The organism is Gluconobacter oxydans (assembly GCF_006539685.1).
GTDB classification, from domain to species: Bacteria; Pseudomonadota; Alphaproteobacteria; order Acetobacterales; family Acetobacteraceae; genus Gluconobacter; species Gluconobacter oxydans.
Map to the genome: position 1 here is coordinate 43,765 of NZ_BJNM01000003.1, position 23,778 is coordinate 67,542.

Here is a 23,778-nt window from a genome sequence, read left to right on the forward strand (position 1 = left end):
GATAACCATGCTCGAAAAAAGCTTCGTCCCCGCCGATCATGAAAATGCCCTCTACGACGCGTGGGAGAAAAGCGGCGCTTTCCGGGCTCACCCCGACCAGCCGGGTGAGCCTTTTTCGATCATGTTCCCACCGCCGAACGTCACGGGCACGCTGCACCTCGGCCATTCCCTGAATTTTGTCCTTCAGGACATGCTGATTCGCTGGAAACGTCAGGAAGGATTCAATGTCCTCTGGCAGCCAGGAACGGACCACGCGGGCATCGCCACGCAGATGGTCGTCGAGCGTGCCCTAGACAAGGAAGGCACCAGCAGAACCGCTCTGGGGCGCGAAGGTTTTCTCGAACGCGTCTGGGACTGGAAGCAGGAATACGGCGGCACGATCGTCAAGCAGCTCCGCAAGCTCGGCGCCTCGGCAGACTGGGAACGTGAGCGCTTTACGATGGACGACGGATTGTCCCGTGCTGTCCGGAAGGTTTTCGTTACCCTTTATAATGAAGGCCTGATCTATCGCGACCGGCGTCTGGTGAACTGGGACCCGAAGTTCCGTTCGGCCATTTCGGACCTGGAAGTGGAAAACCATGAGACCAAGGGGTCCATGTGGTACATCCGTTATCCGCTGGAAGACGGCCGGACCATCACGGTGGCCACAACACGTCCAGAAACCATGCTGGGCGATGTCGCGGTGGCCGTTCATCCTGAGGATGAGCGCTATGCCGATATGATCGGCAAGACCGTGATCCTACCGCTTACGGGACGTCGCATTCCCGTTGTCGCCGATCTGCATTCCGATCCGGAAAAGGGCACAGGCGCCGTCAAGATCACACCGGCACATGACTTCAATGACTTTGAAGTCGGCAAGCGTCACGACCTGCCGGCTCCGACTGTTCTTGATGAAACAGCCTGTCTGTGGATCGAGGAAATCCGTCCTGAACTGCGCGATGTTGAGGGACTGGCTTCGGTTGCGTTCGTCGAAACCCTGAACGGCCTGAGCCGCGAAGAAGGCCGCAAGCAGGTTGTTGCCGAGCTTGAGCGTCTGGAATGGCTGGAGAAGATCGAGCCGCACAAGCTTCAGGTGCCGCATGCAGAGCGTGGCGGTGCGATTGTTGAACCGCGCCTGACGCTTCAGTGGTACTGCGATGCCAAGACCCTGTCCGGCCCCGCTGTAGAGGCGGTCGAAAGCGGAAAGATCGCTTTTGAGCCGCGGCAGTGGGAAAACACGTTCCACGCCTGGATGCGTGATATTCAGCCCTGGTGCATCAGCCGCCAGCTCTGGTGGGGACACCGGATTCCGGCTTGGTATGGCGCGGACGGCAAGGTCTATGTCGCTGAAAATGAACAGGATGCGCAGGTTCAGGCCGGCGAGGGGGTAAGCCTCACGCAGGATGAGGACGTTCTGGACACCTGGTTCAGCTCCGCCCTGTGGCCCTTCACGACGCTTGGCTGGCCTGACAGGACGGAGGAGCTGGCCCGTTACTATCCGACCAGCGTGCTGGTTACGGGCTTTGACATCATTTTCTTCTGGGTTGCCCGGATGATGATGATGGGTCTGCACTTCATGGATGATGTTCCGTTCCGGACTGTCCTGATTCACGGGCTGGTCCGGGACGAGAAGGGCCAGAAGATGTCCAAGTCCAAGGGCAACGGTCTTGATCCGCTGGATCTTGTGGCCGAGTTCGGGGCGGATGCGACGCGTCTGGCGATCTGTGCGGGCACGGGGCCGGGACGGGATATCAAGCTCGGGCGCAAGCGCGTTGAAGAACACCGCGCCTTTGTCACAAAGCTGTGGAATGCCGCGCGTTTCCTTGAAATGAACGGTGCCAAGCCGACGGAAGACTTCGATCCAGCAAGCGTCAAGAGCGCGCTTGGGCGGTGGATCCTGACGGAAGCGAACGATGCCATTACCGAAGCAGGACGGGCTCTTTCGGTCTATCGTTTCGATGAATATGCCAGCTGCTGCTACCGGTTTGTCTGGAGCCGGTTCTGTGACTGGTTCGTAGAGTTCTCGAAGCCCGTCTTTGCGGCGGAAAACGAGGAAACTGCCGAGTTGCGGGCTGTCAGCGCGCATGTTCTGGGGCTGATCCTGCGTCTGATGCAGCCGGTTATTCCGTTCGTGACGGCGACGCTGTGGCAGGAGCTTGGCTATCCGGGCAAATTCGAGGAGATCCGCTGGCCGGAGATCATGACGGTGACCCGGGCCGACGAAGCCCGCGCCGAGTTGGACTGGGTGATCCGGCTGATCGGGGATGTCCGGACGGTGCGTTCGGAAATGAACATTCCGCCGTCGCAGAAGGCACCGCTGCTGCTGCGTGATGCCGCGCCGGAAAATCTGGAGCGTGCAAAGACCTGGGCTGAGGCCATTGGTCGTATGGCCCGTGTTTCGGACGTTGGTGTTGTTGGCGAAGATGCGCCGCGCAATGCGGCCCAGCTCGTTCTGGATGAGGCGACTGTCTTCATTCCGCTTGAAGGTCTGATCGACCTTGATGCGGAACGGGCGCGACTTGCCAAGGAAATAACCCGTATTGAAGGCGAGATCCTCAAGGTGACGCGCAAGCTGGACAACGCGGACTTCGTGGCCCGCGCCAAGCCGGAAGTCGTGGAAGAAAACCACGACCGTCTGGCAACTTTCCAGAGCGATCTGGAGCGGCTGAAGGCGGCTCTGGGGCGTCTTGCCTGAGTTGAAAACGGCCGCCTGCCTTGTAGGAGCCATTCTTGCCGTCATGGCAGGCGCGGCTGAGACCCAGGCTTTACCGGAGGGGCGAAGCCTTGAGACTGCGACCCTCGCGGGGGAGCGTTTCGAGGTTTCGGTCTTCCGCCCGGCGGCGTGTCAGATCCGGGCCATCCTGTTCGTGCTTGCGGGAAAGAACCGGAACAGCGCCACCTATCGCGACGATACGATCCCGCTCGCCAGACATGAATGCAGCCTGGTGTTCGCGCCCGACTTTCCGGTGGCGCGGTTCTCCGTTCAGCAATATCAGCGCGGTGGTTTTCCGGCGTTACAGCGGACGCCCCCTGCAGCGACCTACATGAAGCTGCTGGAGCAGTGGGCCCGGGCGGTTTCCGGCGAGCCGCGCGTACCGATCATTCTGATGGGGCACTCCGCCGGAGCGCAGTATCTGGAACGGGTCGAAGCCTATGCTCCGGGCGAAGAGGTTATGACGGTCATCATGAACCCCGCGACCTATGTGGAGCCTGAAACGGAGACAGCGGTCCCTTACGGGTTCCGCAACTGGCCGGAATCCGGCAGTCGTCCGGACCTCAAGCGCTATCTTTCACGAAATATCGCCGTCATTCTGGGAGCTGAGGATACCGAAACGTCCTCAGCCACAGAACATATTCCCGCAGCGACGGAACAGGGCCGCAACCGTCTTGAACGCGGGCAGTGGGCCTATGCCCAGGGCCGGGAACAGGCTGAAAAGCTCAATGTTCCCTTTGGCTGGACGATTACGCTCGTCCCGGCGACCGGCCATGTCGCCTCGAAGATGCTGGCGTCCGCCGAATTGCAGGACGCCGTAGAGACTGCGATCAGATCCGCGTCTTCACGATGATCTGCGACAGATCGCGGACAGCGCCATGGGCCGCGCTCGTGGTCATTGCGGCATAGGCCTGAAGGGCTTTCGAAACCACGCGCTCACGGTTCGGCTTCCAGGCGCTGGCGCCACGCGCATTCATGCGCTCACGGCGATCGGCAATGTCAGAGTCCGAAACGGCAAGATGCAGGGTACGGTTCGGGATATCGATCTCGATGCGATCGCCATCCTCGACCAGACCGATCAGGCCACCTTCCGCTGCTTCGGGGGACATGTGGCCGATGGACAGGCCTGAGCTTCCACCTGAGAAGCGGCCATCCGTGATCAGGGCGCAGACCTTGCCCAAACCCTTCGATTTCAGATAGCTCGTCGGATACAGCATTTCCTGCATGCCGGGGCCGCCCTTAGGGCCTTCGTAGCGGATGACCACGACGTCACCGGCCACGATGCGGTTACCCAGGATAGCCGCCACGGCATCGTCCTGGCTCTCGAAGACCCGTGCCGTTCCCGTGAAGGTCAGGATGCTGGCTTCGACACCGGCCGTTTTGACGATGGCGCCGTCTTCGGCAAGGTTACCGTACAGCACGGCCAGACCGCCATCCTGCGAGAAGGCATGCGCCTTGTCGCGCAGGACGCCGCCTTCGCGGTCCTGATCCAGTTCGTGGTAGCGGCTGGACTGCGAAAAGGCATGAACGGTCCGGACATTGCCAGGGGCGGCCTTGAACAGATGAGCGGCCTCTTCGTCGCCGTTCAGGATGTCCCACTTCTTCAGCGCGTCCCCGAGTGTCGGTGCGTAGACGGTCGGAACATCCTTGTGGATCAGGCCCGCGCGGTCCAGTTCACCCAGAATGGCGGGGATACCACCGGCACGATGGACGTCTTCCATGTGCACGTCGTTCTTGGCCGGTGCGACCTTGCACAGATTGGGGACACGGCGCGACAGGCGGTCGATGTCGTGCATGTGGAAATCGACTTCACCTTCGCGGGCTGCGGCCAGAAGATGCAGGACCGTGTTGGTGGAGCCGCCCATGGCGATATCGAGCGTCATGGCGTTCTCGAATGCCGCGCGCGTGGCAATGCTGCGGGGCAGGACGGAAGCATCGTCCTGTTCGTACCAGCGGCGCGCGAGTTCCACGATCCGGCGGCCTGCACTCAGGAACAGTTCGCGGCGGTCGTTATGGGTGGCGAGCAGGGAACCATTGCCGGGCAGGGACAGACCCAGAGCTTCGGTCAGGCAGTTCATGGAATTGGCCGTGAACATGCCCGAGCAGGAGCCGCAGGTGGGGCAGGCGGAGCGTTCGATCTGTTCGGACTCGCTGTCGGACACGTCCGGATTGGCGGCCGCGACCATGGAATCAATCAGGTCCAGCTTGCGGGTCACGCCCGGGCCGTTGATCTTGCCGGCTTCCATCGGGCCACCGGAGACGAACACGACGGGGATGTTCAGCCGCATGGAGGCCATCAGCATGCCCGGCGTGATCTTGTCGCAGTTGCTGATGCAGACGATCGCATCCGCGCAATGCGCGTTGACCATGTATTCCACGGAATCCGCGATCAACTCGCGCGAGGGCAGGGAATACAGCATTCCGCCGTGGCCCATCGCGATGCCGTCATCCACTGCGATCGTGTTGAATTCCTTGGCAATTCCGCCGACTTCTTCGATCGCGGAGGCCACCAGACTGCCCATGTCCTTCAGATGGACGTGGCCCGGCACGAACTGCGTGAAGGAATTGGCAATGGCGATAATGGGCTTGCCGAAATCGCCGTCCTTCATGCCCGTCGCCCGCCAGAGCGCACGTGCGCCAGCCATGTTGCGGCCATGTGTGGTGGTGCGGGAGCGATAGGCGGGCATGGAAGATACTTTCATGACAGGAGAAGGCCCTGATCCATAGCGAATCAGGCGCACAGAAGCCAGTGCAGGAAAGATGTGAAAAGCCAGGCCGGCTTCCCTTGCCCGAAAGACTCTGTCCGGTCCAAACTCGCAACAAAGATCAGGAGCCTTTCGTGAGACGTCATTTTCTGAGCCTCGGCACCGCTCTGGCCGCGACATTCCTGTGTGCGGCACAGGCCGCCGAACCCGCCACATCCACCCCTGCGGTCACGCCTGACATGATCCAGACGGGCAGCGACATTCCCGCCCATGTCAGCATGCCGATCGACCAGCGCGATTACATCAAGCGCGACGTGATGATCCCCATGCGTGATGGCATCAAGCTGCATACGGTCATCGTGATCCCCAAGGGTGCCAAGAACGCCCCGATCCTGCTGACCCGTACGCCCTATCATGCCAGCGAACGCGCCAACCGCGTTCCCGATGCCTCGACCATGCGCGCCATCCTGCCGCAGGGGGACGGCGTGTTTGTGGATGAAGGCTATATCCGCGTCTTTCAGGACGTTCGTGGCAAGTATGGCTCACAGGGCGACTATGTCATGACGCGGCCGCCGATCGGCCCGCTGAACCCGACCAAAACAGACGATACGACCGACGCCTGGGACACGATAGACTGGCTGGTGAAGAACCTGCCCGAGAGCAACGGCAAGGTCGGCATGACGGGATCGTCCTATGAGGGCTGGACCGTCGTCATGGCGCTGCTCGATCCGCATCCGGCGCTGAAGGTTGCGGCTCCGGAAAGCCCGATGGTCGATGGCTGGATGGGCGATGACTGGTTCCATTACGGTGCGTTCCGCCAGCCGGGACTGGACTATTTCACGGCGCAGATGACGGAAGCCGGCTCCGGTCCGTCCATTCCCCGCCCGGATGCGGACGACTACACGACGTTCCTCGCCGATGTCTCGACCGGCAATTTCGCGACGAAGGCGGGGCTGGACCAGTTCCCCTGGTGGCGCCGCATGAAGGCCCATCCCGCCTATGACGCCTTCTGGCAGGATCAGGCACTGGACCAACTGATCGTGAAGAAGCCGCTCAGGGTTCCGACGATCTGGGAGCAGGGTCTGTGGGATCAGGAGGATATGTGGGGTGCGATCCATTCCTGGATGAATCTGAAGGCGCATCACACGCAGGTTCCGAACATCCTCGTCATGGGGCCGTGGCGTCATAGTGGTGTGAATTATGATGGCTCCACGCTTGGCCCGCTGCATTTCAACGGTGACACCGCCCTGTGGTATCGCGCCAATGTCATGCGTCCGTTCTTCGATCACTATCTGAAGAACGCGCCTGATCCGCATCTGGATGAAGCCATCATCTACAATACCGGTGAGAACCACTGGGATCACTTCCGCAACTGGCTGAGCGACTGCACCACGACCTGCATGCAGAAGGGTGAGCGCCTGTATCTGCAGCCGGATCATGGTCTGGCCTTCAAGCGCACGCTGCCTGGGACGGACAGTTATGTCTCCGATCCGGCCCATCCGGTGCCTTTCGTCCAGCGTCCGTACATGATGGGCGAGGATCCGCGCTGGAAGGCCTGGCTCGTGACCGACCAGCGGTTCGCCGAAAGCCGTCCGGATGTACTGACCTACGAAACGCCCGTGCTTGATGCTCCGGTCACGGTATCGGGTGTGCCGACGGCCGATATTTTCGCCAGCACCACGGGAACGGATGCGGATTTTGTAGTGAAGATCATCGATGTCCAGCCCGGTCTGACGCCGGATAATCCGCAGATGGGTGGCTATGAGCTGCCGATGTCGATGGATATTTTCCGCGGACGTTACCGGCAGAGCTTTACGCATCCGTCCGCCATTCCGGCGGGGCAGGTGCAGGAATACCGCTTTACGCTTCCGGCCATGAACCATGTGTTCCAGAAGGGGCACCGGATCATGATCCAGATCCAGTCGAGCTGGTTCCCGCTCTATGACCGCAACCCCCAGACCTTCGTGCCGAACATTTTCGACGCCAAGGCTTCGGACTATCACGTCGCGACCCAGACCATCCACCGCGGTGGCGATCACGCCAGCGCCATCTGGCTCCCGACCGTCGCACCCGCGCAGTAATCCCGCGCGCTTCATGCCATCCGGTAACTCGTCAGACAGGATCAGCCTTCCCATATAGGAGGGCTGATCCTTTTAGCGGAGCATCATCATGACGACCCAACAGTCTTCCATCCTTCTTGGCGCAGGCTGCTTCTGGTGCGTCGAGGCCGTCTTTAGCGGCCTGCGCGGCATCATTTCGGCCGAACCGGGCTATGCCGGCGGCTCCGTCGACAATCCAAGCTATGAAGCCGTCTGCACCGGGCGGACGGGCCATGCCGAAGTCGTAAAGGTCGTGTTCGATCCGGCTGAAATCGGCCTGGAAGATGTCCTGCGCGTGTTTTTCACGACGCATGATCCCACCCAGCTCAACCGGCAGGGCAACGATGTCGGCACGCAGTACCGCTCCGTCATTTTCGGGGATGCCACCCAGCAGGAAACAGCCCGCAGGGTGCGGGCCGAAATTGAGTCTGAAGGCATCTGGCCTGATCCGATCGTGACCTCCATCGAAGGGCCCGCCCATTTCTGGCCGGCTGAGGAAAAGCACCACGACTATTTCGCCCGCAACCCGCAGACGGCGTATTGTGCGGCAGTGGTGGCTCCCAAGGTCGCCAAGGCCCGCAAGCTTTACCGCGACCGCCTCAAGCAGCCTGACTAAGGCGGAGTATAGGTGCTTTGTCGCGGAGCGTTTTTCGGATACCGTGACAAACCATGACAAAGACACCTTCTTTCCCGCCGCTCCGTACCCGCCAGGCCCGCTATGAAGCCGGCGTGGCCCTGCGCAAGACCGTCAAGCGCAGCAGCCACGCCCTGTGGGTTCCGCCTGCAAAGCGTCCTGATCCGATCGGGATCCTGCTGCAGCAGGGGAAGAGCCGGATCGCGGATCTGCTGCCGATCCGCCATCAGCGCATGAAGGCCTCGCCCTTCGCGTTCCTGCGGGGGGCAGCGGCTGTCATGGCGTCTGACCTGTCCTTCACACCAAAGACCGGGTTGCGGGTGCAGTCCTGCGGGGACTGCCATCTGGACAATTTCGGATGCTATCCGTCTCCGGAAGGGCTTCCGGTCTTTGATATCAACGATTTCGATGAAACCGCTCCCGCGACGTTCGAGTGGGACCTCAAGCGTCTGGCGACGAGCCTTGTTCTGGCGGGGCGCGAGGCCTCGCTGTCTGAAAAGCACTGCCGTCGTCTGGCGGTCTCGGCTGTTCAGCATTACGTCGATGAAATTGCCCGTCTGTCGAAGCTTCCGCCGCTTCAGGCCTGGAACGAACGGATCGATGTGCGGGCGGTCATTGACGGGATCGTGGACGACAGGATCCGCACGGGCATGATGGAGAAGATCCAGTCCGAACTCGGGGCCATTTCCGGTCATTTCGGCATGATCGATCCCAAATCCGCAGGACGCCTGAAAGAACATCCGCCTTTCGTCACACGCCTGCCACAGCACAATGACATCGTCCGTGGCGCCTTCGCACGCTATGTCAGCGACCTGCCGCCCGAACGCAGGATCGTTCTGGAGCGCTATGCCCTGCAGGACGTGCTGTTCAAGGTCGTCGGCATCGGCAGTGTCGGGACGTTCTGTGCGCTCGGACTGTTCACGACCGCCGATAATGAACCCCTGATCCTTCAGATCAAGGAAGCCCAGACCTCCGTTCTCGAACCTTTCCAGGGCGCTGTGGACCTGCCCAACCACGGGGAGCGGGTCGTCACTGGCCAGCGCATCATGCAGGCCAGTTCGGATACGTTCCTGGGCTGGACGCACACCACCGGAAAGCGCACGACCGACCAGACCGGACGCAAGGCCGGTGGGGGCCGGGACTTCTATGTGCGCCAGACCAAGGATGTCCGTCTGGCCATGATCGGCGAGAAGATCGAGGACGCGCTTTTACCGGAATATGCCGCACTCTGTGGGAGGACCCTGGGCCGTTCACATGGCCGCTCCGCCGATCTGCCCCTGCTGGCCGGCTATCTGGGGAAGGGACATTCCTTTGCACGCGCCATTGCCGATTTTGCAGTGCTCTATGCGGATCAGAGCGAGAAGGACTGGAAAGCCTTCACGCAGGCCATCGCGGACAAGCGCGTCTGCTGCGCCTGAGGCGCGAGCTTATTCCTCGTTCTCCAGATGGAAGCGGTCGGATTCCTCGTCATAGTCGAACAGCTCGGCATAGCGGGCCCAGCCGATGGCCGTGGTGAGGGTCTGCCGCGCATAATCGGGTGACATGCTCTCTTCCATGGCCTTGCGGAAGCGGGCGGCGTCCACGGTGTGGCTCGAACGCTCGTCCAGCGTACTGCGGATGGAACGCAGCAGGGGCAGGTGATGCAGGAGCGCTTTGCGCATCAGATCCTTGCGGGTGTCGGAATCGCCTTCGACAAAGGCCTGACCATCGGGCGTCAGCAGAATGTCGCCATCCTCAAGCTCCGCCAGATCCAGAAGCTGAAGTGACTCACCCAGCGGCAGGAGGTCATCCAGCGTCATCTGGAGGCGCTGTGCCAGTTCGGGCAGATCGGCCCGTCCTGAGAGCGGCTCACTTTCCAGCACTTCCATCAGTCCGACCAGAACCTCGACCGCCAGATCCGGCAGCACGATGGAGAAGGGCGGAAGCGCTGTGGCCGAGGCAACGGGTGGCTGGACGGGGTCCGCCTCGGAAACGATGGGCGCGCGGCGTGTCATGAGTGCGTAGATCTGGTCCACGAAGCGGCGGAAATCCTCGTCGTCGCGGTTGCGCGGATGCGGGAAAGGAACTGCGATCTCGTGTGTTACGCGACCGGGGCTGGAGGAGAAAATGAGGATGCGGTCGCACATCAGAACCGCTTCTTCGATCCCGTGCGTCGCCAGAAGCATGGCTTTGAGGGGCAGGCGCTTCTCGTCCCACAGTTCGATCAGATCGGTCCGCAGGTTTTCGGCACTCAGGACATCCAGCGCCGAGAACGGCTCGTCCAGCAGGAGCAGGGACGGCTGAAGCGCGAGCGCGCGCGCAAAGGAGACGCGCTGGCTGAGGGCTTCGGACAGTTCCTTCGGGTAGGCATTCTCGTAGCCTTCAAGCCCCATAACCTCGATGGCGGCGTCGGTCATGGCTTCGCGCTCGGCACGGGGCAGGCGGCGCATTTCCAGACCCAGCGCCACATTCTGCCGCAGAGTGAGCCAGGGAAAGAGCGCGCCGGACTGAAAGACCGTCGCCACACCATCCAAGGGGCCTGTTACGGGCGCACCCTGCCAGAACACCTGTCCTGACATTGGCGGGGTCAGGCCGGCCATGATCCGCAGCAGGGAGGATTTCCCGGAGCCGGAACGCCCCAACAGACCCAGTATTTCACCCGTCCGCACATCGAAGCTGACATGATCGAGTACGACCAGATCCGTGCTGCTCTCCTTGAGATAGGTCTGGCGACATTCGCGAAGGGACAGGAGAGATTTCATGGGTCTGTGGATTTCAGCCTGAGGTTCAAATCGTATATTTCTGGGCCGCATTCACGGCGAGAGGTTGCAGGACCAGTCGATCCAGCAGCATGGAAAGAAGCGTCAGCAGCATCAGCGCGAGGATCTGCGCCGCCACGGCCCCGCTCAGGGCCTCGGAAAGCAGGGCGGCCCCAAGGCCGCTATCGGACGGCACGAAAGCCTCCGCCACCATCACCGCATTCCAGACCGGTACCACCGCCGTCAGCAGGCCGCCGCACAGTTCCGGCGCGATGGCAGGAAGCAGAAGGCGCCGCCACAGCAGGACACCCCGCAGCCGCAGACCCGCCGCAACCTGTCTCAGACCTGAGGGAATGGCTTTCGCCGCGTCGAGCACGACGATCCCGACCAGCCAGTGCGCGCCCAGAAAAAGCAGGATGACCGGTGAGTCGAGCCCCAGCTCCCGACAGAGCGGATAGAGGAGCACGGCCGGAAAAAGACCGCAGGCCATCACAGCCATCCGGCAGACATTGCGCAGGGAGGATCCGTGCTCGCTGATCACAAGACCCAAGGGAACCCAGACCAGTACACACAGCAGCAGCGTCCCACAGACATGCGAAAGCGTGAGCACGCTCTCGGCCAGATCCGCCGGAACCTGCCCCAGAAGGCCGGCGTGATAGACCGCATAAACCAGAAGAAACAGGGAAACGACAGGCAGGAGCGCCTCTGGAAGCTCCCGGACTGTCCTGTGGCGCTCGGGCAGGATGCTGCGCGGACGACCCAGGCGCCAGTTCCCGATCCAGACGAGGGCATCACTCACGCCTCCGCTGAGCCAGAGCATGAGCTTTGTGCGCCGCCAGATCGTCAGTAACCAGGATTGCGGGCGTGCGCGTTCCTCGAACGGGCCTTCGGGCCGATAACGCTGCGCCCAGCCCACCATGGGACGCATGAGAGCCTGATCGATCACGAGGATCAGCAGAAGAATGATCCCGGAAACTTCGACGATCCGGAGCGGATGATGGTCCAGCATGGCCTGCAGGGCGGCTGCACCACATCCGCCCGTTGCCTGATGGCTCATCAGCATCATCAGACCTTCGGCGGACAGCAGCCGGACCCAGAAAGCCGGCATGGTCTGCATGGCTCTGAAGGTCGTCAGGGGTACGGCGACTGGCATCTGAAGGCGCCAGAAACGCTGCCAGCCCGTCATGCGCAGGCCGGTTGCGACTTCATCAAGCGCGGGGGGAAGCGTGTCTTCCGCGTCGAGCACGGCCGTCACGATCCGCCAGATCATGCTGGACGCGGCAACCAGCATGATGGTCAGGGTCGGGGGAAAGAGCGCAGCCAGGATCCCGATCAGGCCGAGGCCCGGCACGGCACGGGCGACAGAGAGGGCGGGGATGAGAAATGCCCTGAAACGGGGCCACTGGCACGCCGCACCTGAGAGAAGCAACGATGCTGCCACCACAATCAGCAGAGACAGGATCACATGCAGGACGGTCAGCCCCGCCATGTCCCACAACGGCAGGGGCGCAGCCGGTGGCATGGCGGACAGGACAGGCGCGACAGAAGCGCGGGGCAGCACCAGAAGTGCAAAAGCGGTCGCGCAGAACAGGATCGAAAGTTCGATGCCGCTCATGCGCTGGCGCCAGCGATGCATGATCCGCATGGGCATGGCCATCGGGCTGCCCGTCATGATGCGCGCGATCCTTCCTCCTGATGGAAACCAGAGGTTAGAAAGAGACGTCTGGAAGGCTCAAGTGTTTTCTGCATGTCACCGGCCGGATCAGTGGCCGGTGCTGCCAAAGCCGCCCTCGCCACGCGCCGTCTCATCCAGCGTCTCGACTTCCGTCCAGCGCAGGCGGGAGACGGGGGCCAGCACGCCCTGCGCGATCCGGGTGCCACGCTCGACAGTGAAGGGTTCGGTGCCCGCATTCATGACGATGATGCGAAGCTCGCCGCGATAGTCTTCGTCGATGGTACCGGGTGAGTTCGGCAGCGTGATGCCGTGCTTGAGGGCCAGACCCGAGCGCGGACGGACCTGAAGCTCATAGGCGGGCGGCAGCGCAATGCACAGCCCGGTCGGCACCAGAACGCGCTCACCCGGAGCGATCGTCATGGGGGCGTCCACTGCGGCCAGGAAATCGAATCCTGCGGCACCGGCAGTGGCATAGGCGGGAAGGGGAAGGCCTTCGGAATGAGGCAGGCGCGTGATGCGCACATCAATCAGGTCTGTCGTCATGGCCTCTGTCTTATCCCGGATTGCGATGCCTATGAAGACGGATCGGCAAAGAAGGCTGCAATCCTCTGCGCGATCTGTTCGGCGACGTCCGTCTTGTCCATTTCCGGCCAACTCTGAACGCCATTGTCGTCGATCAGGCTGACGGTATTGCGCATGGCGCCGAACACGCCCTGACGCACATCATTGGCCACAAGCCAGTCACACCCCTTGCGCAGACGCTTGGCCTTGGCGTTGTCCAGAACGTCATCCGTCTCGGCGGCAAAACCCACAACAAGACGAGGACGTTGGGCGGCACGGCAGAGCGTCGCCAGAATATCCGGGTTTTCCACCAGTTCGAGTCTGGGTGGCCCGTCACCGGTCTTTTTGATCTTGCCCGGCGCCAGTTCCTTTGCGCGCCAGTCGCTGACGGCGGCGGTGCAGACGGCAACATCGACTGGCAGGGCAGTTTCACAGGCCGCCAGCATCTCGCGGGCGGTCTGAACGGAGATGCGATGGACGCCCTCAGGCACGGGGATCGAGACCGGCCCGCTGACCAGCGTGACGTTTGCGCCCCGTGCCGCCAGAGCCGCCGCAATGGCGTAGCCCTGTCGGCCGGAAGAATGGTTGGACAGGAACCGCACGGGATCGAGCGGCTCGACGGTTGGGCCAGCCGTTACGAGAATGCGGCGTCCAGCCAAAGAGCGGTCCGGCGTCAGGATATGCAGGATGGCATCGCAGATCCTCGGCGGTTCGCTGAGACGGCCCGCGCCGACTTCTCCGCAGGCCATGCTTCCCACATCTGGTCCGACGATGGAAACACCGCGTGCTTCGAGAGCTTTCAGATTGGCCTGCGTCGCGGGATGTTCCCACATCCGCACATTCATGGCCGGGGCCAGAAGGATGGGGGATGTGGTCGCGAGCAGAAGCGTGGTCGCCAGATCATCGGCAAGACCATGAGCCATGCGCGCCATGATGTTGGCGGTGGCGGGACAGACGACCACGAGATCCGCGCTTCGGGCGAGGGCGATATGGCCGATCTCGCTTTCCTGCGTCGGCTCGAACAGCGCGTCATGCACGCGCTCGCCTGCCAGTGTCTCAAGGCTGAGCGGGGTGACGAAGGCTTTGGCGGCCTCAGTCATGACGGGCGTGACGGCAATGCCTTCAGCCCGTAGGAGCCGCACCAGCTCAAGCGCCCGGAACGCAGCAATGCCGCCCGAGACGATCAGCAGGACGCGGCGCATGGCCTTACAGACGCCAGCCGGAATGGATGGCGGCGATGCCACCAGAGAGATTGCGGTACTGGACCTGCTCGAGCCCGGCATCGCGCATCATCTGCGCCAGCGTTTCCTGATCGGGGAACATGCGGATGCTCTCGGCGAGATACTGGTAGCTCTCGGAATCCTTGGCGATGATCTGGCCCATTTTGGGCAGAACCTGGAAGGACCACATGTCATAAATCGGCGCGAGGGCCGCCACTTCGACCTGCGAGAACTCCAGGCAGAAGAAGCGCCCGCCCGGCTTGAGGACACGACGCGCCTCACGCAGCACTGCGTCCTTGTCCGTGCAGTTGCGCAGGCCAAAGGCGATCGTCACGCGATCGACGGAGCAGTCAGGCAGGGGGATGGCTTCCGCGTCCACGACGCAGACCTCGATCTTGCCGATCAGTCCGGCCTTGATGGCGCGGTCCCGCCCCACGGAAAGCATGGCGGCATTGATGTCGGACAGGATGGCCGGGCCACCACCGGCACGGAGCCAGCCGAAGGTGATGTCACCCGTACCACCAGCCAGATCCAGCAGCTTCATGTTCGGGCGCGGATTGAGCATGCCCACGAAAATGCGCTTCCAGACGCGGTGGATACCCAGCGACATCACGTCATTCATGATGTCGTATTTCCCGGCGACGCTCTCGAACACCTCCCGGACCATCGTCTTCTTCTGGCCGCGCGGAACACTCCGGTAGCCGAAATCGGTGGTGTCCTCGGCATGTGCGGAGGACTGGAAGGGCGAGGCGTTGTGTTCTGCGCTATCGGTCATGGGGCAATCGATATATCGTTGAGGCCAGCCATGCCAGAGCTTCCAGAAGTCGAAACCGTCATGCGCGGGTTTCGTGATGCCTTCGAAGGGCACCGAATCAGCCATGTCACCGTCAACCGTCCCGACCTTCGATGGCCGTTTCCCGCTGATCTGCGGGAAAAGCTGGAAGGCCATCACGTTCTCTCGTTCCGCAGGCGCGCGAAGTATATTCTCATGCGTCTGGAAGGCGGGTGGAGCATGCTGCTGCACCTGGGCATGTCGGGCCGACTCACGATTGGCCGGGCGGGAACAAACGCGACTCCACCGGCACACGAGCATCTGGTTCTGGAAACGGACAGCGGTGCGAGAGCAGGGCTGGTCGATCCCCGGCGCTTTGGCATGGTCGATCTGGTTCGGACGTCTGAAGAGGACAGTCACCGCCTTCTGGCCCATCTGGGAATGGAGCCTCTCTCAGACGCCATGACCGGCCCAGCACTGGCGGAACTGTTCCGGGGCAGGCGCTCGCCCATCAAATCTGCGCTGCTGGACCAGAAGCTGATCGCAGGACTTGGCAATATCTATGTGTGCGAGGCGCTGTTCCGCTGCGGCATTCATCCCGAGCGGCAGGCCTGTACCCTGACGGGAGAAGAGACCGCCGCTCTTGCAGAGGCCATTCCGCAGATCCTGGAGCAGGCCATCGCGTCCGGAGGATCGTCCCTGCGCGACTATGTGCAGGCTGACGGCACGAAAGGCGCGTTTCAGGACCTGCACCTCGTTTATGGTCGCGAAGGGGTTCCATGCCCGAACTGTGGAGCAGAACATCCGATCCAGCGCATCACACAGGCAGGGCGGTCAACGTTCTTCTGTCCGACCTGCCAGAAATAGGCAGCGTGACAGGAAGATGCCCCCATCCTGTGTAAAATGTGCAAAACGCTTGACGTGACCCGTCCGGACAGAGTAGACGGCGCCAACCATTTACGCGACCAAAACGCAAACTGAACCGAAAGATCCATGGCAAACACAGCTTCTGCCCGCAAGCGTATCCGTCAGAACGAACGTCGCCGTGAGCGCAACGTTGCCCGCATGTCCCGCATGCGTACGTTCATCAAGAAGGTTGAACTCGCCATCCAGGCCGGTGACAAGTCCGCTGCTGCCGAGGCCTTCAAGGTTGCACAGCCGGAAATGCAGCGCGCAGCAGGCAAGGGCGTGATTGCCAAGAACACGATCAGCCGCAAGCTGTCCCGTCTGTCCGCCCGCGTGAAGGCTCTGGCAACCGCCTGAGCTTCACCTTCGGGTCGGAACTGAAGAACGCGCTCCCCTCCAGGAGCGCGTTCTTTTTTGACTGCAGCTCCTGACATCTTTTTCCCAAGCATCTGACCCCGGGTTGCCGATGGGGAACACCCTCATGACATCCCGCTGAACCCTTCGTGTTCCAGCTTGCTTCGGGCTGAGCGGACGCCTATTCTGGGGGTTCGACAAAAAGGTATCGGATGCTCTGGCTTCTCCGGGAATTCGCCAGCTTTTCTGCTGCAGATTTCTGTCGAGAGCACAATCGCCCTGCGCGCAGGGAACCACAACTGATACCCGCCCCGTGCGGGAATGGATATGAAAGGGGGTACAATGGTGGAAAACGCTCAGTATCTGGACGCCAGCGCCTCCGCCCCCGGTTCGACGACACCGCTGGAAACCGCATGGATCCGCGTTCGTGAGAAACTGAAGAGTGAGGTTGGCGAGGTCGAATACCGGACATGGCTCCGGCAGATCGTTCTGGGACCACTCGAAGAAGATGAACTGACCCTCTATTTGCCCACGCGCTTCCTGCGTGACTGGGTCCGCAGCCAGTATGAGGAGCGCCTTCAGACGCTCTGGCGTACCGAGCGCGAGGACATCAAGGGGGTCGAGCTTCAGGTCAAGCGTGGTCTGCCTGAAGTCTCCATGGGCGACGCAGAGGACGGGGAAGACGGCTCAGGCGAGGGGCATGAACTCGCGACGCAGGCTGCTGCCCCTGAAAGCCGCAGCGATCTGGCGGTGCCGCTTGATCCGCGCTTTACGTTTGATACCTTTATCGTCGGCAAGCCCAATGAGTTTGCCTATGCCTGCGCCCGCCGTGTGGCGGAAAAACCGTCGAGCCCGGGCTTCAATCCGCTGTTCCTGTATGGCGGAGTCGGCCTAGGCAAAACCCATCTGATGCACGCCATCGGAACGGAGCTGACCCGGACCGGCAAAGTCTCCGTGGCTTACATGTCCGCGGAAAAGTTCATGTACCGCTTCATCGCGGCGATCCGTTCGCAGTCCACGATGGAGTTCAAGGAACAGCTCCGTTCCGTTGACGTGCTGATGATCGATGATCTCCAGTTCCTGATCGGCAAGGACAACACACAGGAAGAATTCTTCCATACGTTCAATGCCCTCGTCGATGCCGGTCGCCAGATCATCGTCAGTGCCGACAAAAGTCCGTCCGACCTGTCAGGCCTTGAAGACCGTCTGCGAACCCGTCTGGGCTGCGGCATGGTCGCCGACATCCACGCCACGACTTTCGAGCTGCGCATTTCCATTCTGGAAGCCAAAGCCAAGGCGTCGGGGACGCATGTTCCGTCCAAGGTTCTGGAATATCTTGCCCACAAGATCACGACCAATGTCCGTGAGCTTGAAGGAGCATTGAATCGCCTGATCGCCCATGCTGATCTGGTTGGACGTCCCGTGACGCTCGATACGACGCAGGATGTTCTCAAGGACATGCTGAAGGCCCATGACCGCCGCGTGACCATCGAGGAAATCCAGCGCAAGGTTTCCGAGCACTGGAATATCCGCCTGACAGACATGTCCTCGGCCCGCCGTGCCCGTGCCGTAGCACGCCCGCGTCAGGTGGCCATGTATCTGGCCAAGCAGCTGACGAGCCGGTCTCTTCCGGAAATCGGACGCAAATTTGGCAACCGCGATCACACGACCGTCATGCACGCCGTCAACCGCGTGACCGAGCTGATGGATCAGGACACATCCTTCGCCGAGGACGTGGAACTGCTGCGCCGGATGCTGGAAGGCTGACCCGCCCGGACCTCCGATCCCTCTCTTTCCCGAGGGGCGGGGGTCTGCTAGGTTCTCTCAATTAATTCAAGATCTTCGCCGAGGCTCGGAATGAAATTCAAGGTTGACCGTACCCTGCTGCAACGGGCTCTGGCGCATATTCACGGCGTTGCAGAAAAGCGGAATACCATTCCCATCCTGGCCAACGTTCTGATGAGCTATCAGGATGATGTTCTGCGCCTGACGGCGACGGATATGGAAATTGCCGTCGTGGAAGACGTTCCGGCGAGCGGTGAGCGCTCCGGCTCTACGACCGTTCCGGCTGCTGTGCTCTTCGAGATCGTCCGCAAGCTGCCCGATGGCGTTGCTCTGGAGTTCGATCATCAGGACAGCGAGGCTCCGCTCGCCCTGCGTGCCGGTCGTTATGCGACCAGCCTGAACGTCCTTCCGGTTGATGATTTCCCGGCGATGGTTGCTGGCGATCTGCCGCATCGTTTTTCGATCCCGGCAGCAACGCTTCGTGGTCTGATCGACCGTACCAAGTTCGCCATTTCCAACGAAGAAACCCGCTATTACCTGAACGGTATCTACCTGCACGTTGCAGAAAACGGGTCCATTCCGATGCTGCGGGCCGTGGCCACAGATGGTCACCGTCTCGCCCGCGTCGAGACGGAACTTCCGGAAGGTGCACGTGGCATGCCGGGCGTCATCATCCCACGCAAGACCATCAATGAACTGCGCAAGCTGCTCGATGAAGGGGCGGCCGATCTGGAAGTGTCGCTGTCCGACACCCGCATCCAGTTCCAGGCCGGGCCGGTTCTGCTGACCTCCAAGCTGATCGACGGCACTTTCCCGGAATACGAGCGTGTCATTCCCAAGGGCAATGATCGCATCCTGCGGGTTGGAAAGCGCGATTTCGCAGCTGCTGTTGGTCGTGTTGCGGCCATTAGCCAGGAGCGTTCACGGCCGGTCAAGCTGTCTGTTACGCAGAACATGCTGAACCTGTCCGCCACCAGCCCCGATCAGGGCGTGGCGCATGAGGAACTGGACGAAAACGCCGTTTCCTACGACGCAGCACCGATCGAAATCGGCTTTCAGGCCCGTTACCTGACGGACATCACCGATCAGATCGACGTGGAAGTGGAGTTCGCATTTTCCGACAGCTCTGCTCCCACCATCGTCCGTGACACGGCATCGCCTTCGGCTCTGTATGTCCTGATGCCCATGCGGGTCTGAACACGAGCCACGATTGAAACTGACCCGGCTCGCGCTGACGGATTTCCGGAACTACACCCATACCGTCTGGACCCCGGAAGCCTCTATTCTGGTTCTGACGGGGGAGAACGGGTCCGGGAAGACCAATCTGCTCGAAGCCGTTTCCCTGCTGGCCCCCGGTCGGGGCCTGCGGGGGGCAGCACTTCCCGCCTTGTGCCGTCAGGGCGCAGAACGATGGGGGGTTGCGGCCACGCTCCAGTCTGGCCTGGACGAATTCCGGATCGGCACGGGGAGCGACCTGAGCGAAAAACAGCGCCGGACATTTCGCCTCGATGGGGAAAACATCCGCTCCCAGGCTCTGATCGGCCAGAGGTTTTCCTGTGTCTGGCTGACGCCCCAGATGGACCGGCTTTTTCAGGAAGGCTCCAGCGGCCGGCGGCGGTTTCTGGACAGGCTGGTCATGGCGCTGTCTCCCGATCACGGACGCCAGATCGCAGCGCATGACCGCTCGGTCGTCAGTCGAAACAGGGTTCTGTCTGAACGTCAGAACGAGGTGGAATGGCTTACTTCCATAGAAGATTCCATCGCCCGTCATGCGGTCGCTGCGTCTGCCGCGCGGTTGGCGCTCATCGAGAGCATGAACGCCCATCCTTTTGAAAATGATGGATTTTCTGCCAGTACGCTGCATCTGGACTGCGCCATCTCAAGCCGCCTGACAACCCAGCCGGCTCTCGAAGTTGAAGACTGGATCAGGAACAGCCTGCGACAGGCCCGCACAGAAGACCGACAGCGCTCCACAACATCCGTCGGCGCCCATCGGGCCGATTTCACGCTTTCAGACACCGCCACGGGACGTCCTGCCGAGCTTTCGAGCAGCGGCCAGCAGAAGGTCATGCTGACCGGCACGATCCTGTCCCATGCGCGGCTGATGACACAGGAACGGGGATACGCCCCGGCCATCCTGCTTGATGAACCCCTGCTTCATCTGGACGAGATGCGACGACATGCGCTCCTCAACAGCCTTGAGGGGCTGCGGGCGCCTGTCCTGATTACGGGCACGGATGCCGAGGCGTTCGCGCCGATCGCAGGCCGCGCCCAGTTTTTTTCCGTCAGGAACGGCACCATATCCCCGTCCTGATACGCCGCCGCCGCTGGCCTAAATGAACGGCAGGGGCTATACTGATCCATCAGTTATTCAGAGTACCACGGAGACCGTCACGCGCATGTCAGAGACCCAGAACCAGCCCGAGATTCCTGGCGCAGACGGTGAAGATTACGGCGCTTCCTCCATCTCGGTCCTGAAGGGGCTGGACGCCGTCCGCAAGCGTCCGGGCATGTATATCGGCGATACCGATGACGGCTCGGGCCTGCATCACATGGTCTTCGAAATCATCGACAATGCGGTGGACGAAGCCCAGGCCGGCCATGCAACCTACTGCATCCTGACCCTGAACGGGGACGGTTCCGTTTCGGTACGGGACGACGGCCGTGGCATTCCGACCGATCTGCACCCCGAAGAAGGTATCAGCGCCGCCGAAGTCGTGCTGACCAAGCTTCATGCCGGCGGCAAGTTCAACCAGAACTCCTACAAGGTTTCCGGTGGTCTGCACGGTGTGGGTGCGGCCGTGGTGAATGCGCTGTCCGAATGGATGGAAGTGCGGATCTGGCGCAACGGACTGGAGCACAAGATCCGCTTCCAGCATGGCGAACGCGACGAAGCCCTGCATGTCATCGGGCCGTCCTCCGAAGACCGGGGCACACTGGTTACGTTCAAGCCCAGCAAGCAGACCTTCACGAAGGTCGATTTCGATATTTCCATTCTTGAACGCCGCGTCCGCGAGCTCGCATTCCTGAATTCGGGCATGCTGATCATCCTGCGTGACGAGCGTCATGCCGAGCCGAAGGAACTGCGCTTCCACTATGATGGTGGTCTGAGCGCATTCGCGGAATGGCTTGATTCTTCAAAAACTTCCATCGTCACGCCGCCCATTACGGGCGAGATCGACAATCCCGAAAGCGGCATCCGCGTCGAGTTCGCGCTGACCTGGAACGACAGCTATCACGAGACGATGCTGTGCTTCACCAACAACATCCCGCAGCGCGATGGCGGCACGCATCTGGCCGGTTTCCGTCAGGCCCTGACGCGCGTTGTTGGCAAGTATGCCGAAGGTGTGGCCAAGCGTGAGGCGGGATCTCTGACCGGTGAGGACATGCGCGAAGGCATGACCGCTGTCCTGTCCGTGAAGGTCCCTGACCCCAAGTTCTCCTCGCAGACCAAGGACAAGCTCGTCTCGTCCGAAGTTCAGCCTGTCGTCCACGCTGCCGCTTCCGATGCGATCTCCCACTGGTTCGAGACGCATCCCAAGGAAGCGAAGGCCATCGTGGCCAAGATAATCGACGCTGCCAGCGCGCGTGAAGCTGCGCGTCGTGCGCGTGAGCTGACGCGGCGCAAGGGTGTGCTGGATGTATCCTCGCTTCCAGGCAAGCTCGCGGACTGTCAGGAGCGCGATGCGTCCAAGGCTGAAATCTTCATCGTTGAGGGTGATTCCGCAGGTGGCACGGCCAAGCAGGGACGGGACCGTCGCTTCCAGGCCATCCTGCCGCTGCGTGGCAAGATCCTGAACGTCGAGCGTGCCCGGTTCGACCGGATGCTGGGTTCGGCGGAAATCGGAACGCTGATTACGGCGCTTGGCACCGGCATCGGACGCGGCGAAGTCGATCAGGGCGGTTTCTCGGCCGAAAAACTGCGCTACCACAAGATCGTCATCATGACCGATGCTGACGTCGACGGTTCGCATATCCGCACGCTGCTGCTGACGTTCTTCTTCCGTCAGATGCCGGAGCTGATCGAGCAGGGCTATCTCTACATCGCCCAGCCGCCGCTCTATCGCGCCAAGCGCGGTCAGGAAGAGCGCTATCTCAAGGACGATGCCGCTCTTGAGCAGTATCTGCTGGACAAGGCACTGGCGAATGCCTCCCTGCGCTTTGCGGATGGCCGGGAACTGACAGGAGAGCCTCTGGCCGAGGAAGTCGCGTTCCTTTCGGCTGCCGCCCGTCGCCTTCAGAGCATTGCTTCGAAGGTTCCTGTCTGGGTCATGGAGCAGGCCGCCATCTCGGGCGTTCTTGACAGCGATATCGCTGTTGCGACATCGCGGATGGCCGAGTTCCAGCAGCGTCTGGACGAGGCTTCGCTGCCCAACGAGCGCGGCTGGAAGGTCTCCATTTCGGAAACCGGTCTGGAATGTGCCCGTTCCGTCCGTGGCGTAGGCGAAGTCTACCGGATCGAGCCTTCGCTCCTGCGCTCGGCGGAAGCACGCTGGCTGGTGTCGGAATGGGAGCGTCTGGCCCGCGATTTCGCAAAGCCAGTCACACTCACGCTCGACCCCACGGCTTATGAACTGTTCGGTCCCGCAGCCGTCATGGAGCGCATCCTGCTTCAGGGCCGTCGCGGCCTGACCATCAATCGCTTCAAGGGGCTGGGCGAAATGAACGACGAGCAGCTGTGGCACACCACGCTCGATCCTTCGACCCGCACTCTGCTGCAGGTCCGGGTCGGGGATGTGGAAGATGCCGGACAGGTGTTCTCTACGCTGATGGGCGACGTCGTGGAGCCCCGCAGGGACTTCATTGTCGGTAATGCCCTGAAAGTCGCCAATCTTGACGTTTGAGGCTCTTGTCGCATGGGCGGCACTTGCCCTGATGGCCGGACTGGGCTGTAGCCCGGCCCGGGCCGAAGGGCAGGTCAATGCGGCCTATGCCGTTTATCTCAAGGGCTTTCACGTCCTGAACGCGCAGGCATCCTATCAGCTCCAGCCTTGGGGCTATGGGGGCAGTACACAGATCAAGCCCGCGGGCCTGATCAGCTGGTTCTTGACCATGGACGTGACATCCCGCGTTGAGGGAAAGTTCACACCCGATGGCAACGTGCAGCCGGTTCTGTTTGACAGTGGTGGCATTTCCCGCGGCAAACATCGCCATGTCCGGCTGGAATTCTCGAACGACACTCCGAAAGTAACGGATCTTCAGCCTCCGGAGACCGACCGCGAACCGATCCCCGACAGCTCCCTGCCGCATACGGTCGATACCCTGAGCGGCATGGCACATCTGCTGCATGCCCTTGCCACGACCGGGAAATGCGACGGAACGCAGATCGTTTTTGACGGGATCCGGCTGAGTGAAATGGTGGTCCATGGTCCGACCATGGCAGACATCCCGCAGGGGCAGGATGAGGCCTATGCCGGACAGGCGCTGCGCTGTGACTTCATAGGGCGCCAGCTTGCAGGCTTTGTGAAGGACTCTCCGAACAGGGCAAAACTGGCCTCTCCCCAGCCTGGATCCGTCTGGTTCAGGAAGATTGATGGTCTGGGACTTGTCCCGGTCCGGATCGAGTTTAACCACCCCAAACTCGGGCGTGTCATGGTCGTCATGCAACACGCCGTAGCTCCCTGAACGGAGCACTCG

Annotated in this window: 18 protein-coding genes; 12 read left to right on the forward strand and 6 right to left on the reverse strand. The window is 61.6% G+C overall.

Translation table 11 applies throughout. From position 1 onward, the window contains the following. Window positions 1–7: 7 nt before the first annotated feature. Window positions 8–2,674, forward strand: coding sequence for a valine--tRNA ligase (locus GOX01_RS02120; protein WP_011253986.1), 2,667 nt, complete (start codon window positions 8–10; stop codon window positions 2,672–2,674). A 43-nt stretch (window positions 2,675–2,717) separates the two neighbouring features. Next, the gene (locus GOX01_RS02125) at window positions 2,718–3,545 is read left to right on the forward strand and encodes a hypothetical protein (RefSeq protein WP_049750796.1); all 828 of its coding nucleotides are present in this window, start codon (window positions 2,718–2,720) and stop codon (window positions 3,543–3,545) included. On the opposite strand, the gene ilvD is transcribed toward GOX01_RS02125, so the two are convergent. Next, window positions 3,523–5,379, reverse strand: coding sequence for a dihydroxy-acid dehydratase (gene ilvD / locus GOX01_RS02130; protein WP_011253988.1), 1,857 nt, complete (start codon window positions 5,377–5,379; stop codon window positions 3,523–3,525). The genes GOX01_RS02125 and ilvD overlap by 23 nt on opposite strands. A 152-nt stretch (window positions 5,380–5,531) precedes the next feature. On the opposite strand from ilvD, the gene GOX01_RS02135 reads away from it, so the two are divergent. From GOX01_RS02135 to GOX01_RS02145, 3 genes are all read left to right on the forward strand, one after another. Continuing rightward, a complete protein-coding gene (locus GOX01_RS02135; protein ID WP_011253989.1) occupies window positions 5,532–7,478 on the forward strand; it encodes a CocE/NonD family hydrolase in 1,947 nt (648 codons plus the stop codon). An 88-nt stretch (window positions 7,479–7,566) separates the two neighbouring features. Further along, a complete protein-coding gene (gene msrA / locus GOX01_RS02140; RefSeq protein WP_011253990.1) occupies window positions 7,567–8,112 on the forward strand; it encodes a peptide-methionine (S)-S-oxide reductase MsrA in 546 nt (181 codons plus the stop codon). 53 nt (window positions 8,113–8,165) lie between these two features. Beyond that, complete coding sequence (locus GOX01_RS02145) at window positions 8,166–9,548, forward strand: DUF2252 domain-containing protein (protein ID WP_011253991.1); 1,383 nt, start codon at window positions 8,166–8,168, stop codon at window positions 9,546–9,548. Between the two features lie 9 nt (window positions 9,549–9,557). On the opposite strand, the gene GOX01_RS02150 is transcribed toward GOX01_RS02145, so the two are convergent. From GOX01_RS02150 to GOX01_RS02170, 5 genes are all read right to left on the reverse strand, one after another. Then, a complete protein-coding gene (locus GOX01_RS02150; RefSeq protein ID WP_011253992.1) occupies window positions 9,558–10,871 on the reverse strand; it encodes an ABC transporter ATP-binding protein in 1,314 nt (437 codons plus the stop codon). A 25-nt stretch (window positions 10,872–10,896) separates the two neighbouring features. Beyond that, window positions 10,897–12,540 (reverse strand): ABC transporter permease subunit, encoded by a 1,644-nt coding sequence (locus GOX01_RS02155; RefSeq protein WP_011253993.1) that lies wholly within the window; start codon window positions 12,538–12,540, stop codon window positions 10,897–10,899. 90 nt (window positions 12,541–12,630) lie between these two features. Further along, window positions 12,631–13,086 (reverse strand): dUTP diphosphatase, encoded by a 456-nt coding sequence (dut, locus tag GOX01_RS02160; RefSeq protein WP_011253994.1) that lies wholly within the window; start codon window positions 13,084–13,086, stop codon window positions 12,631–12,633. Window positions 13,087–13,115: 29 nt separating this feature from the next. After that, window positions 13,116–14,306, reverse strand: a complete 1,191-nt coding sequence (gene coaBC / locus GOX01_RS02165; RefSeq protein ID WP_024717316.1) for a bifunctional phosphopantothenoylcysteine decarboxylase/phosphopantothenate--cysteine ligase CoaBC — start codon at window positions 14,304–14,306, stop codon at window positions 13,116–13,118. Window positions 14,307–14,310: 4 nt separating this feature from the next. After that, entirely contained in the window at window positions 14,311–15,099 is a 789-nt protein-coding gene (locus GOX01_RS02170; RefSeq protein WP_011253996.1) for a class I SAM-dependent methyltransferase, read from the reverse strand. 30 nt (window positions 15,100–15,129) lie between these two features. Here GOX01_RS02170 and mutM point away from each other — a divergent pair, with 30 nt between their 5' ends. The 7 genes from mutM to GOX01_RS02205 all read left to right on the forward strand — a co-directional run bounded on the left by mutM (window position 15,130) and on the right by GOX01_RS02205 (window position 23,766). Next, window positions 15,130–15,963 (forward strand): bifunctional DNA-formamidopyrimidine glycosylase/DNA-(apurinic or apyrimidinic site) lyase, encoded by an 834-nt coding sequence (gene mutM, locus GOX01_RS02175; RefSeq protein WP_062269604.1) that lies wholly within the window; start codon window positions 15,130–15,132, stop codon window positions 15,961–15,963. 126 nt (window positions 15,964–16,089) lie between these two features. After that, window positions 16,090–16,359: a 30S ribosomal protein S20 gene (rpsT, locus tag GOX01_RS02180; protein ID WP_011253998.1), complete on the forward strand. Its 270-nt coding sequence runs from the start codon at window positions 16,090–16,092 to the stop codon at window positions 16,357–16,359. Window positions 16,360–16,683: 324 nt separating this feature from the next. Next, window positions 16,684–18,123, forward strand: coding sequence for a chromosomal replication initiator protein DnaA (gene dnaA, locus GOX01_RS02185; protein WP_011251604.1), 1,440 nt, complete (start codon window positions 16,684–16,686; stop codon window positions 18,121–18,123). Between the two features lie 90 nt (window positions 18,124–18,213). Then, the gene (gene dnaN, locus GOX01_RS02190; protein ID WP_011251605.1) at window positions 18,214–19,338 is read left to right on the forward strand and encodes a DNA polymerase III subunit beta; all 1,125 of its coding nucleotides are present in this window, start codon (window positions 18,214–18,216) and stop codon (window positions 19,336–19,338) included. A 13-nt stretch (window positions 19,339–19,351) separates the two neighbouring features. Beyond that, window positions 19,352–20,455, forward strand: a complete 1,104-nt coding sequence (recF, locus tag GOX01_RS02195; RefSeq protein WP_062269332.1) for a DNA replication/repair protein RecF — start codon at window positions 19,352–19,354, stop codon at window positions 20,453–20,455. Between the two features lie 85 nt (window positions 20,456–20,540). After that, window positions 20,541–22,985 (forward strand): DNA topoisomerase (ATP-hydrolyzing) subunit B, encoded by a 2,445-nt coding sequence (gene gyrB / locus GOX01_RS02200; protein ID WP_062269334.1) that lies wholly within the window; start codon window positions 20,541–20,543, stop codon window positions 22,983–22,985. Then, on the forward strand, window positions 22,975–23,766 hold the full coding sequence (locus GOX01_RS02205) for a DUF3108 domain-containing protein (protein ID WP_062269336.1): 792 nt from the start codon (window positions 22,975–22,977) through the stop codon (window positions 23,764–23,766). The genes gyrB and GOX01_RS02205 overlap by 11 nt, the downstream gene beginning before the upstream one ends. Window positions 23,767–23,778: the final 12 nt, after the last annotated feature.